This is a genomic window from Rhodophyticola sp. SM2404, from assembly GCF_053570515.1.
Window position 1 is genome coordinate 1 of sequence record NZ_JBSEDL010000009.1, and the last position, 13339, is coordinate 13339.

Genomic DNA, 13339 nt, shown 5'->3' on the forward strand with positions numbered 1-13339 from the left:
GATGCCGTTGAGTGGCGATCTGCTGCATAGCTCAGTGTAGTTACGCTGAATAAAAAATTTTCTGTCAATAAGAGGAAATCAGTATGCTTTTCATTGTAAAATCAACCCATGACTACTCAACGTGTCAGGCGCATCATCCTACGAAAGCTGATCTGTATAAAGATACACTGGCAAATTTGGGTGACCACGGTGTCAAAGTTCACGGTCACTATTCAAATCGTCTTGAACACACCAACTTTATAGTATGTGAGGCTGATGCTTTCGAGCAATTGGACGCGGCCTTCGATGCAATCCTTGAGATGGGTAACTTCGAAGTCACTCCTGTTATGAAGCGTGGGTGATCAAACACTCAACTATCCCAAAGCACCAACTCACGGTGTTGTTCTAGATGATAACAGTGTAGTCATATTTCATGAAGGACAAACTAGGCGATGCGACTTTTACGAGACTACAGACTTTGTGGGATGCACTAACTGTCCGTCGTCAGGGTTTTTGGGACCAATGGCTGCCTAAACTAAGAGGGAGTTTGGCTCATCTGGTTGGTTTGATTATGCGGCGTGCGTCGGGATTTGATGGGCCACAGCCTGAACCGTGAGCGGTACGGCAAAGGTGGCGGGCTCGAGTTCAAGGCGGAGATGCTTCAGAGGATCGCATTTTGATGGGGCGCGTGCAGCAGGGAGTGGGCCCGCTCGATGGCGTCACTCTGTGACTGGATCTCCGCCAACTCCCGCTCTAGCCGCTCGAAGACTGGAATGAAGGTAGGGTCCTCGACGACCAGTTGCGCCACCCTACCCAAAGCCGTGACGATCCGCGCCTCCATGGCCACAGCCGCACAGATCGCTGGCGCGCGTCTGACGGGCTGTGGGCTATGAAGCGAGAGGTGTTGCAAGCAAAGGATCTCCGATCGCGCAAACGCGGTGTAAAAGGCGAAGTTGGGTGAAGCCGAAACGGCCTGTTGGGATGCATATTCATAGCACAGACACCCTGTCCCGATCTTGGAGAAACTCAGGCACGCATGTCGATAATTGTGGAAAACTTGTGGGGTCAGATCAGCTGAAAGCGGTTCCAAGGTGCCCTTGGTTTTGGGTTTCCAAAGGGAGCAACGCGTCCCTTGGTGGGGTTTTGAAAGGGGCGACGCCTCTTCACCGGAGCGGGATAACGTAAGTTATGCCGAGTAAGTTGTGTGATCAGGTTGTCCTCATGAAAGCAAAGCTCAGCTGTGTTATCCCCGCTAAGCAGTCGATCTAGCACGACCGTGATCTTCTTTTTGGTTGAATAATGCTTGCGGGTTGCATGCTTGATGTCTTTCTCACCATCCATTTTTCGGTGGTTGCGATGAGCCAGAAACACTCTCTTGGCAAATAAGGCTATTTGTATGCATCGGCCCTGACGTCAGACGCCCTAAATCGCATATTATTCTAGGTTTAAGCGCGGCTATCAAAGACTAATTCTGGTAACTGCGGTTGAGGCGCGGCTACATCCATACCGTGAACGTCTGCTGCAAACTCAGCAAAATCTGCAGGCATTGATGACATAATTTGCTTCCAACTTGCAGCCGGGTCATCCCCCTCAAGTGTAATGATCAGAAAATCACCTGCGGGCGACTGCTGTACAAAAGTTCTTTCATGCACACCTGCCGCTTCTCTGGAATTTGCGAACTCCTTTGTAAATTTCACCTGATCCATCATCGCTTGCCATTTTTCCATTTTGCCCGGCAAAATCGGCAAGCACATTGCTATTATTGGCATGAAATTATGTCTCCATTTTTATCAGCGTTCGACCGTTCAAGCAACCAAGCCTAAATAGAGCAGTGTGGTGCTTAAAAAACCGACTAACCAAGCTGCTGTTCTGAACCAAGAAATGTCCAAGGCATACAGCGCAACATATGCAATGCGGGCCAAAACGAATATCAGCATCAGGCTGTCGGTCGCAATGAGAGCACTTTCCGCAAGCTCAGTGAGCAAGACGGCTGGTGCTACTAAGGTGAGAGCAAGCAGAGAATTGTTAGTGGCTCGCTCCATTCGGCCGGCAAAACCAGTCAAAGTGAGACCTTCTCTGTTTCCCACAAGCGTCGATAGGCCAACTTGCTGCGCTGCCGCCAGCACTTGAATTAATATAACTGCAATCACAGTTAACCCATAAAATGCTAAGTATGACATACAACTGCCTTCCCTTGGCGAGATTAAACTGTGATTACACGATGCCCGAAATTTTCGTGATCGAGCGCATGTCAATTTCAAGGCCGTTTATCAGCTGTTGAAATTCAGGATTTTTTGCTAACGCGTCGTATGTCTTCTCGATCGCTGACATGTCAGGATAAGTTACGCCAAGCATGTAGGTTCCCAGGTCTGAGCCGGTCAGTGTTTGTCCTAGGCGCATGGTTTGTGCGCCTGATGACTTGAATACAGAGGCCGACCTGTTCATCAAATCTAACATGGTAGCCTCATCCATGGATCGGCGCTTTGCTCTCGTTAACATCAAGTATTGCGGTGTTGGCTCAAGTTTTGGATCAAAGTTAATTGACTTCCCCTGAAACACATTGCGAGCAAACGGTGCTACCGCATGTTTGTCGATCAAACGCGAGTATGCTGCAGATTTCGGAATCATGTTCATGACCTCCTCAAATCCACTCATTTCTTCGAAGAGCTGAACAAATAACAACGCTCCAGGATAACGACCTGACATGATGCTGCCATAGGTAACACGAGCCGCACCATTTTGCCGGCAGTCTTGGGCAAAGTGAGCCATATCTTCCAAAGCAGCGGATTTATTTGCTGCAGGACAAGTCGCTGCAGTGATCGCAATAAATGTAGGGTCTGACATAAGCCGGTCTCCGTTCCTGATAACGTTTGCTAAGGAGTAATATCGTTAGAGATTTTGACTTAGAGCCGACTGCGAAACTACTCTTTTAATGAAAGTAGTTTGAGGTTTAGTATGCTTGACGCAAGCGTGTTAGAACACGAGATGTGCCCCATAGGCCTGGCTGGATATTTACTTGGCGACAAGTGGGTTCCTGTAATTTTACGTGATATTGCATTATTTGATCGGCGTAGTTTTAATGAGATTTTAAAAAATAATCGTGAAGGTATTTCTTCAGCCACGCTAGCATCGCGCATTCAACACATGTTGGACCTGAACTTGTTGAAGTGCCAGAAATCAGAAAATCATTCACAGAAAAAACTTTATTTTCTTAGTGAAGCGGGCATCGCTTTTGTACCAATTCTGTTTCATCTTGCGAGCTGGACTGCAGAATATAGAAGCCCAAATCCTGAGATTGTTGAACTTACCAGGCCATTTTATTCAGGTCATGGAGGCTCACAAGCGAAGCTAATTGATCAACTTCGCAAGATACACGTGACACAAACAATTGAACCTACGCCTTGGTGGTGGCTTGATTGCGCTTGATGAATGTATGTGTGATTTAAGAATTATTCGGTTAGCTTAGATTCTGCATGCAAACAATGGAACAGTTTGCACGCAGTTTCCAAAAAGAATATTAAAATTACCGATCTAATAACATGGCCGAGGCGCCTTAGAGACGCCTCGCCTCTGATTTTATAGTAGTACTCAAGTGGAGTTTAAGGAAGCGGGGTCGCACCGGTTTCCATTCGGATAATTTTTCCGTCCTTGAGCATGCAAACCAGCATCACAGCTTCTTTAGTGTCGTCTGGATAAGACATGAAGTCATGCGAAACCAAAATTTCGTTATTCTCATATACACAACGAGACCCGTTCATCACAAATTTTGGGTTGTCCATCATACCGGCGGCCAACGGCACCCATTCAGTCTTTTTGAATTTATTACCAGACTTGTGGAAAATAATCTCTACGTCTTCGTGAAGAAGTTGAGAGTAGCCGTCCACATTCCGATCAACCATAGCTTTTGTAAGTTTTTGGTATAAGGACATACCTATTCTCCCCACATCCCAGCGAATTCGTACACAACTGCACGCTTACCCCCGACACACCAAGCATCGTGGTTGGGTGAAATGGCATAAGCGTCACCTGCAGAATATGTAGCTTCTGATCCATCGTCACAGACACAATGGATTGCGCCTTCAACGATTATTCCAGTATGTGTGGCTTGGCAGCTGGACGTTCCAACGATCGGCTTGATGTCTGTGGACCATTTCCAGTCTGGTGAGAGTGTCAGCTTCATAACACGTTGACCTAGCACGTTTACGGCCTCCATACGTGCATTCGGCATGTCTTTGGCTTCGTCTGCTTGTGATGCAAAGCTTTTTACTTCGATGGGCATAGCGATTTTCCTCTTTGGGTGTTAGTTTGATGTTGTGGCAATCCGAACCAGTACAAAACGCCTTAAAATCAGCGGATTGCCGGTTCGAAAATTCAGATGTTGCGTATGATGGCGTCAAACATCCTCAAAGTTTGAATATGTAAGATCGAGAGGCTCAGCCAGAATTGGGGCGAGAGCCTCTAACAAACCAGTTTCACCACGATACTTAAGATACGCTTGATGATCTTCTTTAGTATTCCACCGTTCATAAAGGTAAAGTGTACCTGCATCCTCGGATATTGAGGCCTCAATTAATTGGCACCCTTTGAAAGCGCGGGTCACTGCGAGGCCATCTGGTGAGCGAAGTATGCTCATCAAATTGCTGAGCTGCCCCTCATTACACGTGAATTTGGCTACTACACAAATCACTGTTTTTTCCATTTCATGTTGTTCCATTCATTTAGATTCCAAGCAAATTTACGTTGCGTTTGCCTTTCCAACTCAGTGGCTCGTTATCGCGTGAAAGACTGGTCACTCATCGGTGTAAGGACCGTTGTTTCCAAGATTGCGCCTGCCGCTGCTCGTTTGGATTTAAGCTCTTCGTGGCCTCCAAAAGCCTTCATCGCTTCAGGCGAGTCAAAATCGATAATTATGGTGAGCTTATTGTCATTGTCTTTCTCTGTTCCCGCAAAAACCAGTTTTGCGCCAAGAGCGTTCAGAGTTGTTTCATTTTCGTGAAACATCTCTTTCCATGGCTGGAAGCCACGTTCGAGATCTTGGGTAAGTTTTACCATCATGATGGGTGTTCCTTCGTTTCAAGGTACTGGAAATGCCATGTCCATTTTTGGACATGGCTAGTACTTAATGAGAGGTATGATCTCAGTCGGCTGCGACCACGTGGTACATTTGCTGACCTGTGGCCAGCATGCCTGTTACAGTCCCAATAAATCTCTGCCCGACATATGGTTCATATTTCCCTGTGCCAGCAGTGAGCGATCCCACGTACTCAAGTTGTGGTGTTATTTCGCCAAAATAAATGGCCAAGTCACCGTCTGGGTCCATCATGCTACAAACACCAACACCGCCAAACGGAGCGCCCTCAGTGGTCAGTGCGACTGATTGAGTACATTCAGCTGTAACGAGCGTTGGGAAGCCCTCTGGCGCTTCGGACCAATCCCACAAGTCAGTTGAGCTGTTGAGCATGATCGAGCCAGTTGTGCCTTGCATCATTCTAGAAGATGACGGTGCGTTCCCCAAACCTGCCATGTTCCAGATTTGAGAGTGACCATCAGCAAGAGCGATTGATGGGATTAAGACAATTGCTGCAGTTGCGATAAAATTTTTCACGAGCGTTTTTCCTGTGTGAGTGTTGAGTTGACGGATTGAGTACGCACATCAATCATCACTCAGAGGACTTAGAAAACTAGCAAACCTTTAAGACCAGTCTTACATTTGACTTGGTTTTTTTAGTTATGATCAAATATCAGTACGGTGCAGTTACATGGTATAATCTCATGACCACAATTATCCGTAAGAGTGTGCAATCAAGAGGGACCAACTATTGTCCAATATCAGCTTGCGCTGAAGTTTTGTCAGACCATTGGTCAGTGATTATTCTAAGAGACATTGCACTATGTGATCAGAGGACTTTTCGATCAATTAAAGCAAATAACAATGAAAATATTTCTAGTAGTATATTGGCAGCTCGTCTAAAGAGACTTTGCGATATCGAAATGTTGCACTTCAAAGACGATCCTGAGCACTTACAGCGAAAAATTTACTGTCTTACTTCCAAATCATTAGACCTAATTCCTATCTTGATAGATATGGCGGTCTGGGGTCTCACACATGCCTCGCCTTATGATGAGCAAAGTGCAATTCCATCACCTATGTACCGTCCTCAGTCTCCATACTCAAAAGACCTAGTGCACCGCTTGCGGTCTTCGCATTTAGACCCAGACGATTAGGGTTAATCATCTCGTAGGTTAGAGTATTAGTTAAGTTCGAACTGACTGCCTGCTCGGAAAGCACACTCTAACAGCTCAGTATCACACACCGTTAAATTACCACTATCCAGGGGCTCTTCCAATCAGCCTATTGCTGTATAATTGATGGTTTGATAGCTTCGTAACGTGGATGGTTGCTACACATTCTGCCACACCTGAGAACATTTTTGGTCGCGCTATCTCATTGATAAATAACAAATTTAGATGGTGGGCGGCTCTCTAACAAAGGACTGTCTCTCCGCCACTTACCCTTTTGAATTCTCTGACATGAGTATGAGCGATCTGCAGAAGTGGTCTGCTTCAATGGCTGAGTGTTCACGAGACACGTGGGCGCAGGGCTTGGCCTATACTGTTTCCGGGGCTTGGGGGGCTTTGGTGTCCTTCGGGGCAAGATGCTCTTCCAGCATGGACAGCCCTTTGGGCTTTTTCTCGCGATAGCGGATTATTTTCTTCAATTCAGGGTAGTAGCGCCAATCCCATGACGAATAGCTGCCGCCTTCGACGCGGGAGACAAGGCGCATCGCATAGCCGAAACGATCCTCGAACACGACCTGTACGATTGTCCCGCGGGGCAGTGGGCAACCCTTGCCATCATGCAAGATCCAAGGACCCCATTCTTCGCCACCTTCGCGTTGCCAAGACCGTCCCATAGGATTTCGCCCCCTTGCTTTCCATTCGACATACCCAAACCGATCATCACGATAGGTAAGCTACGCCATGTCGCAAGCCATCATGAAAGGACAATCGGGCGGGAGAATGGAAACAATCCCGAAGCACAGGTGGTAGATGCAGGGCTTAAGCAGGGGCGGTGATGCCCTTGCTCAAGCGTGCAAGGCAGGTTTGGGCCAAGCCCTGATTCATCAAGCCGGCATCCGCGACGATATAGAGGACCCCGCGCTCGGGCAGTGCAGAAAACAGAACCCGACGGCTCTGCAATGCGAGGTGGAAGCTCTCCACCGCGGTGCCATCATTGTCGGAAAAATGGCTATCATAGGTCTTGATCACTGCTTGAGCTAGGGCCGAGGCCGCCTTGGCTTCTTGTGTGCTGCCTTCCACAATCACGGGTTTTTCCGCATCCTGCGGGATAAGCCCCGCGGCAAGAACGCCGGTCATATCCTTGATCTGATTTGTGAGCGCGGTCACCGTCTGTGCCACAAGATCGGAGCAGGGTGCATCAGGCATGGCCTGCTTTTCGGTTGGTTCCGGTGTGCCGGGGGCAGGGTGGTTATCGGGCCTTTTTGACCTATGAAAAACCGCACCCCTTGAGGCCATCTCTGTTTTGGGTTCTGGCACGGCCTTCACAGATTTTAGCGCACGGATACTGTCCGAGATCTGTGATATCGATGATATCATCTCGGCCCCGCCGGTTTCGCTCCAGAGTGCTTCGCTCTTGGCAGATTGCAGCAGTTTTGAGGGCGCGCCATGGATTAAGACGTGATCATTGAAGAGATGTGACGTCTCATGAAACAGGCGCTCCCGCAGGCGGATCTGGTCGCTCTTGTTCCGCAGCTTATCGGCACGCGTCACGGCAAGGATCGCATTTTGGGGGCGCACCTCCTGCAAGTGTTCGAGAATGGTTTTCTCGGTCAGCCGCCATGCCTGAGATGCAATCGTGACCCAAACCAGAAGATCGCAGGATGCCACCAGCGCAATCTGCTCTGACGTCAATTCCTCGGCCTTTGTCATCGGAATTTCGACGAATTCAAAGCCAGATAAATGCTTATGATCAGACCACAAATACAGTTGCGTGGTCTCGTCAAATTGCACGCTATTTGCGCGACCGGAAAATTCGGTGCTGCTGCCATCGCTATAGTGGAATTGCCCACCAGATTCTGGGCGGTGACCCAAAACCACAATTGGACGGTTTGTTCTGCCGATATTGTCGGGCAGGATACGATCGCGCATCATCGCGTTGAGCACCGTGGACTTGCCCGAACTGACCTCGCCGCAAACCGCGATGCGGATCACGGGCTCTCCCGTTGGGTCCCTTGCCTCAGCTGGTTCGATATTTTGCATCAACACCGGATCGTTCCTTATGCGGCTTTGGCAGGGTAGGGGTGCTCGGCCCTTATGAGGCGGCTTTCCAATGCGGATAGGTTAAGAAGGCGGCGTTCGAGAACTTCCATCTTGCTTTGCAAACGGTGGCCAAGACTTGCGCAGCGGTCTGGATCACGCGCCAGGCTTTCCAGTTCCATCTGGTCTTGTTTGAGCACATGGGTCTGCTCAGCGATAAGATCATCAATCATGCGCTGCATGATCTGAATTCGTGACATGCCCGCGCCCGCGCGCTCGACCTGTGCCTCGTTGAAGGCTGCAAGTATCTTCTCGACCGAGGGGCGCAATTCGGCTGCTGCAATCGCGCGCAGCGCATTGATGGATTTTTCGCAATTCACACTTGGGTTCTTCCAGAACGCCCACCCCCGATCCGCAATCAATTCCACCTTTAAGGTGGATTTTGCCAAAGTCAGGGTCGAGGAAAAATCATCATAGGGAAGGTTATCCAACCCGATGTTTTCGGTGGGGTCCTCAAAGTGATCCTTGATGGCCTGACGGCATGCACTGATGCAATTTGACAGCGCGACATCGGTGCCCGCGCGTGATTTGCGGAAGAATTCCGTGATCTGCGCATCCATATTGGCCTGAAGCGGGCTTGTGTCGATTTCCAAGGCTTTGGGCGCCTTTCCCGAGACCTTGCTTCGGAAAAGTTGATCTACGAAGACAGGTTTTTGGTCCTGAACGAAGCCGTCGATCGTACTGATCAAGCTCTTTTCTAGGCTGGTCCAATAGCGTGCCACGATCTTTTCGATCTGGGTGTCTGCCAATTCGATCTGGTCTTCCAACTGTTTCTGGATGTCTCGGTATTGCGATATCTGCGCACCCAAATCCTTGACGGCTGCCTCTGCGACATCTGTGCGCAGACACTCCATCTGGGTTTGCAAACCGTCGCGCTCGCGGCGGCTGACAAAGAGCATGGCGGCAATTTCGGCGCGAATATCGCTCATCAATTGGGCCAGATGGCGCGATCCTACGCCATTATCGATCACGCCTGACAGGGTCGCTTTGACCTCATCAAGCCCCGAAGCCAGCATCAGGCGATCGAATTGATCTTCAGGAACATGCCCGTATTTGCCCTGAATATAGGCGGCCAATTCCTCGGTGTCGATTTCATCGCGTTCCTGCGCAGCTTCGTCATCATTGCGCATGACAAGATCGGCCATATAGGCGCTGCCTGATACGATCGAAAAATCGATTTCGGGAATGGCGGCCCGCAATCTGTGCTCGACATCTTCGATCACACGGGGGAGTTGGGTGGCATAATCATCCAACTCGTCAATTCGGTTGATGAAAATCATCACATCCTTGTCGTCCTGCTTGGCAAGAATACGGATCAAGGCGATGTCGACATCGGTCAAAGGTTGATGCGCTGACAGAACCACCACGAAGGAGTCCGACTTGTCGAGGCTACGACAGGTGAATTCATCGCGCACAAGGAACGGGTCATTCACGCCAGGTGTATCGGTGATGATCGTGGGCACCTGAAACTGGGGCATCTGCATATAGACATTGGCAACCTTGGTCAGTGCCGCATAGCGCCCGAGGCTTTCCCGCTCGAGGCCCTCATCCGAGCCGGGGCCTGCGCAGACATAGCGCTTGAGCAGGTCAGCCGAGAGAAAATCATAATCATGGGAACCGCCCAGAAGCGTGCGGTAGTATTTCCCGAGCCGCTTTTCGGCACGCGCGCGCATTTGTTCGGATTGCTCGCGTAGCAATTCGCTATCGAAACCCGGCAGGAGTTGTTCGGCCAATTGGCGGATCTTGGTCCCGCCATTGATAATTTCGTCCCAATCGCCTTCATCGAAGAATTCAAAACGCGCGCCCGAGGCAGGGTCTCCGGGCATATTTACGCGAATATTGGTCACCACCGATGTCCATGGATTTACATCGTTTGGCAGGAAATCATGCTGGTTCAAAAAGGCATTAAGAAAGGTCGATTTCCCCGCTTTGACCTGCCCGATAACAGCAATTTTCGCGGCCCATCCATCGAGCCTGTCACGCAGGCCCCGCACCGTCTCGCGCTGTTTGCGATCAACGATCTTGTCGAGCTGGTCCAGCGTCTGGCGCAGGTAGTCAAGTTCCTGCTTCTGATTGGGTGCAATCTTCATGACATGTTCCTATCCATCTTCATGGCCATCCGCGCACGCGCATTGCCAATCTTGGTCACGACATCACGCGGGACAGGCCGTGCCGTCGTGGTGTGATCCTGAGGTGTGGAGGTGGTGTTTTCCCGACGGAGATCGGGGTTAACAGGGTTTAAACACGCAGGCGTGGAGGCGGCCCCGGTCTTGGATTGTGCGGCGGCGAAATCAGATGCGATTGCGCTCTCGGCGCCTGTCAGGGGCAGGCCTTTGCTCAGGCGGGCGATATGATGCGAGATATCTGCGATATCCTCGTCATTGATCAAAGACGCCATCACGATATGGTCAAAGAACCTGCTTGCCTCACGGGTCACGCGCCGCTTCACGCGGTCCGCCGAATGCGCATCTGTCATGCGATCGGCATGGGTGATGATCATTGTTGCGCTCAACAGTCGTTCCGGCATGTCGGTCCAGACCGATTTCTCGCTCTGGCGCCAAGCTTGTGTGGCATTGGAACACCAAACAACTGTATCCGCGAAATCCAGCATCCGTTCCCAGCTTTCCGAGGGGATATTCGGGTCGGAATTGCCTGGCGTATCAATGATGTCGAAGTGGCGCAGGCAGGGAGCGGGGTGGGACAGCACGCAATAGCTGGTATCCTCCACGCGGACCTCCTGCAGATTGGCGGCAGGGCGTTCATTGCCCTCAAGATCAACCGCCACCAAACCCAACGCGCCCGATACCAGCCAGATCGGCGGCAGAGCGGTTGCAGTGACATTGGAGGGAAGAACCTCTTGGGCCAACAGACCGTTGATCAGCTTGGTCTTGCCCGAGCTGAATTCCCCCGCCACCATCACGCGTGGCTTGCGAGGGCGAACGGGCTGATGTTCCGTGATCGGGCTTTCTAGGTTGAACGGTTTCATGCGGACAACCTCTTGAGAGAATTCACCTGCGGCTCATCCGTGTCGTTGCCTGCACCTTTACTGCATAGCTGTTCCACAATCGCCTTGCAGAAGTCACCCTGTTGCTTTGTGAAGCCCTGCACCGCATCCCGTGTTCTGAGAACTGCGGGATCGAAAAAGCCGGTTATCAGGTCATCAATCAAAGGGGCCGTCTCGGCTATGATGATGCTTTTATAGCGTTTTTCAGCAGCGCGGCTTGTACCGAAACGCCAGAATTTGCGCCACCATGATCCTTGCAAGTCAAATGAGAGGGTGCGTGCAAGAACAGTGGGTGTGGTATGTTTCGGCTGTTCGGGAAACTCGACCGAACTGCTCTCATGGAAGACGCCGATGTCGTATTCCAGAATTTCCTGAATGCCGTCGAGCACCTGATCAAATCCGATCTCTCCCTCGCGGCGCAGTTTTGTGCAGGTCGACAAGAAGGCCGATTTCATCGCCATGCGCAGCCCCATTGGGTCATGTGTCCATGATCCGATCTCGCCAAAGGCGTCGATATGGGCCTGAAGCGCTTCCAGTGCTGATTGGGTAAAGCTGTGTTGTGCGCGCTCAAGCCGCGTTCTCATATCGGCGCGCAGCTGTTCTGCTTTCTGGTCGAACTCGGCCAGCACCCGCGCATTCAGATCGTCCAGCTTTGCCTGCAACGCGTCGATGCTTATTGCTGCCGAATTCAAGCTGCCCGCACGGTTCCCCGCGACCTTTTCGACGGTCTCGCTCATTTCGATCAGCATGCGTAGATCATTGTCGACATCATTGAACATTGCGCGCGCGGGTCCCTCGACCACGCGTTTTGCGATGGCGGCCAGCAAAGGATACACGCCCGAGGACGCCATTGCCGCACGTCCAAGCGTTTCGGCATCGTCCAAATTCGCGCCCTCATAGAGGCTGGCCAGCGATTTGCGGCTGGCGGGGGCCATAACCCCATCCCCGCGCAAGGCGCAATTTGCCCAATAGCCCGACCCGAAAATGATCTCGATCTCGTTGCTCAGGCCAATGCGGGACAGGGTTCGGTTAATGGATTTTCGGATGTTTTCTTGCTCGCCGGCGGGATCGGCCAATTCGTCGATGCGGTTCACGAAGATCACCACCTCACGCGCTTCCACTGCGCAGATGATCCGCAGCAGGGCGAGGTCCATTGTCGACAGCGCTTGATGCGCCGAGAGCACGACAACGCAGACGCGGCTGTCGCTGATCGCATTCAGGGTGATCTGTTCGCGCATCATGAAAGTGTCGTTAACACCTGGCGTGTCACGTAGGCACAGGCCTTTGGGCAGATGTGGGCGGTCAATATAGAGATCGGCCGATTTGGTCAGGTCGGCATAGACACCCTGTTGCGCTCCATCCTCTAGATCATCGGGATCACCATAGCAGATATAGCGATCAATGATGTCTTTCTCGATCGTCTCATAGCCATGGCTTGAGCCGATCAGCGTCTCGAATTCCGCACCAAGACGGGCCTCGGTTGTTTGGCGCATCTGGGTGACTTGCGACTTGACCTCTTCAACCTCATTCTCGAATCCTGCCCGCTGTGCCATTTCTCCCAAACGACCGCCTGTGGCGACCAAACGGTCCCATTCATGCTGGTCAAAGAAACGGAAAAGGGCGCGCGTATCTTGGGGGCGGTTGCGGCTATTTAGATGGAGCGCGGTGATCACCGAGGTCCATGGGTTCACATCGGATGGCAGCAGATCGGTTTCGCCGATCAGCGCGTTCAACAATGTGCTTTTGCCTGCCTTGATCTGGCCGATAACGCTGACCGAAGGCTCGAAGGACCGAATTTTGTCCAATACTTGTTCGATCGGCTCGTCGGCAAATTTCAGCGATGTTTCAGAAAAATCCTCGACCACAGCTTCAAGCTTGGTCAGGTGGTCCCATAACTCATTGAGCTTGTTGAAAACCTGGCGATGCTTCTCGTGGATGAGGTCGATCTGGGACATTGTCTAGCCTTGTATCTGGAAGGAGAGAGGGCTCCAGAAATGTGCAAATAAAAGGGGTGCGTGC

At 51.0% G+C, this 13339-nt stretch carries 16 protein-coding genes; 3 read left to right on the forward strand and 13 right to left on the reverse strand.

The genetic code is table 11. The features are described from left to right. Nucleotides 1-83: 83 nt before the first annotated feature. Nucleotides 84-341 carry a DUF3303 domain-containing protein gene (locus ACTYEO_RS12870; protein WP_449324152.1) on the forward strand — a complete coding sequence of 86 codons (258 nt, stop codon included), beginning with the start codon at nucleotides 84-86 and terminating at the stop codon, nucleotides 339-341. Nucleotides 342-1424: 1083 nt separating this feature from the next. Here ACTYEO_RS12870 and ACTYEO_RS12875 read toward each other — a convergent pair. The 3 genes from ACTYEO_RS12875 to ACTYEO_RS12885 are packed head-to-tail and all read right to left on the reverse strand — an operon-like array spanning nucleotide 1425 to nucleotide 2823. Beyond that, the gene (locus ACTYEO_RS12875; protein WP_449324153.1) at nucleotides 1425-1748 is read right to left on the reverse strand and encodes a hypothetical protein; all 324 of its coding nucleotides are present in this window, start codon (nucleotides 1746-1748) and stop codon (nucleotides 1425-1427) included. 36 nt (nucleotides 1749-1784) lie between these two features. Continuing rightward, nucleotides 1785-2159, reverse strand: coding sequence for an MAPEG family protein (locus ACTYEO_RS12880; RefSeq protein ID WP_449324154.1), 375 nt, complete (start codon nucleotides 2157-2159; stop codon nucleotides 1785-1787). Between the two features lie 34 nt (nucleotides 2160-2193). After that, the gene (locus ACTYEO_RS12885; RefSeq protein WP_449324155.1) at nucleotides 2194-2823 is read right to left on the reverse strand and encodes a DUF6854 domain-containing protein; all 630 of its coding nucleotides are present in this window, start codon (nucleotides 2821-2823) and stop codon (nucleotides 2194-2196) included. A gap of 111 nt (nucleotides 2824-2934) precedes the next feature. Between ACTYEO_RS12885 and ACTYEO_RS12890 the strand changes: the two genes are divergently transcribed. Further along, a complete protein-coding gene (locus ACTYEO_RS12890; RefSeq protein WP_449324156.1) occupies nucleotides 2935-3405 on the forward strand; it encodes a winged helix-turn-helix transcriptional regulator in 471 nt (156 codons plus the stop codon). A 173-nt stretch (nucleotides 3406-3578) separates the two neighbouring features. Here the strand turns inward: ACTYEO_RS12890 and ACTYEO_RS12895 are convergent, their stop codons facing one another. From ACTYEO_RS12895 to ACTYEO_RS12915, 5 genes are all read right to left on the reverse strand, one after another. Further along, nucleotides 3579-3908 carry a nuclear transport factor 2 family protein gene (locus ACTYEO_RS12895; RefSeq protein WP_449324157.1) on the reverse strand — a complete coding sequence of 110 codons (330 nt, stop codon included), beginning with the start codon at nucleotides 3906-3908 and terminating at the stop codon, nucleotides 3579-3581. 2 nt (nucleotides 3909-3910) lie between these two features. After that, complete coding sequence (locus tag ACTYEO_RS12900; RefSeq protein WP_449324158.1) at nucleotides 3911-4258, reverse strand: cupin domain-containing protein; 348 nt, start codon at nucleotides 4256-4258, stop codon at nucleotides 3911-3913. A gap of 114 nt (nucleotides 4259-4372) precedes the next feature. Then, nucleotides 4373-4693 carry a putative quinol monooxygenase gene (locus tag ACTYEO_RS12905; RefSeq protein WP_449324159.1) on the reverse strand — a complete coding sequence of 107 codons (321 nt, stop codon included), beginning with the start codon at nucleotides 4691-4693 and terminating at the stop codon, nucleotides 4373-4375. A gap of 56 nt (nucleotides 4694-4749) precedes the next feature. Continuing rightward, nucleotides 4750-5034 carry a hypothetical protein gene (locus ACTYEO_RS12910; protein ID WP_449324160.1) on the reverse strand — a complete coding sequence of 95 codons (285 nt, stop codon included), beginning with the start codon at nucleotides 5032-5034 and terminating at the stop codon, nucleotides 4750-4752. A gap of 82 nt (nucleotides 5035-5116) precedes the next feature. Continuing rightward, nucleotides 5117-5584, reverse strand: coding sequence for a hypothetical protein (locus tag ACTYEO_RS12915; protein WP_449324161.1), 468 nt, complete (start codon nucleotides 5582-5584; stop codon nucleotides 5117-5119). A gap of 167 nt (nucleotides 5585-5751) precedes the next feature. Between ACTYEO_RS12915 and ACTYEO_RS12920 the strand changes: the two genes are divergently transcribed. Beyond that, a complete protein-coding gene (locus ACTYEO_RS12920) occupies nucleotides 5752-6204 on the forward strand; it encodes a winged helix-turn-helix transcriptional regulator (protein WP_449324162.1) in 453 nt (150 codons plus the stop codon). 383 nt (nucleotides 6205-6587) lie between these two features. Here ACTYEO_RS12920 and ACTYEO_RS12925 read toward each other — a convergent pair whose 3' ends face one another. From ACTYEO_RS12925 to ACTYEO_RS12945, 5 genes are all read right to left on the reverse strand, one after another. Then, entirely contained in the window at nucleotides 6588-6893 is a 306-nt protein-coding gene (locus ACTYEO_RS12925; RefSeq protein ID WP_449324163.1) for a hypothetical protein, read from the reverse strand. A gap of 145 nt (nucleotides 6894-7038) precedes the next feature. After that, the gene (locus ACTYEO_RS12930; protein WP_449324164.1) at nucleotides 7039-8211 is read right to left on the reverse strand and encodes a dynamin family protein; all 1173 of its coding nucleotides are present in this window, start codon (nucleotides 8209-8211) and stop codon (nucleotides 7039-7041) included. Between the two features lie 65 nt (nucleotides 8212-8276). Continuing rightward, nucleotides 8277-10406, reverse strand: a complete 2130-nt coding sequence (locus tag ACTYEO_RS12935) for a dynamin family protein (RefSeq protein WP_449324165.1) — start codon at nucleotides 10404-10406, stop codon at nucleotides 8277-8279. Beyond that, complete coding sequence (locus ACTYEO_RS12940) at nucleotides 10403-11302, reverse strand: dynamin family protein (RefSeq protein ID WP_449324166.1); 900 nt, start codon at nucleotides 11300-11302, stop codon at nucleotides 10403-10405. Before ACTYEO_RS12940 ends, ACTYEO_RS12935 begins: the two co-directional genes overlap by 4 nt. Continuing rightward, nucleotides 11299-13275, reverse strand: a complete 1977-nt coding sequence (locus ACTYEO_RS12945) for a dynamin family protein (protein ID WP_449324167.1) — start codon at nucleotides 13273-13275, stop codon at nucleotides 11299-11301. Before ACTYEO_RS12945 ends, ACTYEO_RS12940 begins: the two co-directional genes overlap by 4 nt. Nucleotides 13276-13339: the final 64 nt, after the last annotated feature.

Bases quoted from the DNA above. Each gene is read 5' to 3' on its own strand.
- ACTYEO_RS12870 (WP_449324152.1), top strand. From the start codon at position 84: ATGCTTTTCATTGTAAAATCAACCCATGACTACTCAACGTGTCAGGCG.
- ACTYEO_RS12875 (WP_449324153.1), bottom strand. From the start codon at position 1,748: ATGCCAATAATAGCAATGTGCTTGCCGATTTTGCCGGGCAAAATGGAA.
- ACTYEO_RS12880 (WP_449324154.1), bottom strand. From the start codon at position 2,159: ATGTCATACTTAGCATTTTATGGGTTAACTGTGATTGCAGTTATATTA.
- ACTYEO_RS12885 (WP_449324155.1), bottom strand. From the start codon at position 2,823: ATGTCAGACCCTACATTTATTGCGATCACTGCAGCGACTTGTCCTGCA.
- ACTYEO_RS12890 (WP_449324156.1), top strand. From the start codon at position 2,935: ATGCTTGACGCAAGCGTGTTAGAACACGAGATGTGCCCCATAGGCCTG.
- ACTYEO_RS12895 (WP_449324157.1), bottom strand. From the start codon at position 3,908: ATGTCCTTATACCAAAAACTTACAAAAGCTATGGTTGATCGGAATGTG.
- ACTYEO_RS12900 (WP_449324158.1), bottom strand. From the start codon at position 4,258: ATGCCCATCGAAGTAAAAAGCTTTGCATCACAAGCAGACGAAGCCAAA.
- ACTYEO_RS12905 (WP_449324159.1), bottom strand. From the start codon at position 4,693: ATGGAACAACATGAAATGGAAAAAACAGTGATTTGTGTAGTAGCCAAA.
- ACTYEO_RS12910 (WP_449324160.1), bottom strand. From the start codon at position 5,034: ATGATGGTAAAACTTACCCAAGATCTCGAACGTGGCTTCCAGCCATGG.
- ACTYEO_RS12920 (WP_449324162.1), top strand. From the start codon at position 5,752: ATGACCACAATTATCCGTAAGAGTGTGCAATCAAGAGGGACCAACTAT.
- ACTYEO_RS12925 (WP_449324163.1), bottom strand. From the start codon at position 6,893: ATGGGACGGTCTTGGCAACGCGAAGGTGGCGAAGAATGGGGTCCTTGG.
- ACTYEO_RS12935 (WP_449324165.1), bottom strand. From the start codon at position 10,406: ATGAAGATTGCACCCAATCAGAAGCAGGAACTTGACTACCTGCGCCAG.
- ACTYEO_RS12940 (WP_449324166.1), bottom strand. From the start codon at position 11,302: ATGAAACCGTTCAACCTAGAAAGCCCGATCACGGAACATCAGCCCGTT.
- ACTYEO_RS12945 (WP_449324167.1), bottom strand. From the start codon at position 13,275: ATGTCCCAGATCGACCTCATCCACGAGAAGCATCGCCAGGTTTTCAAC.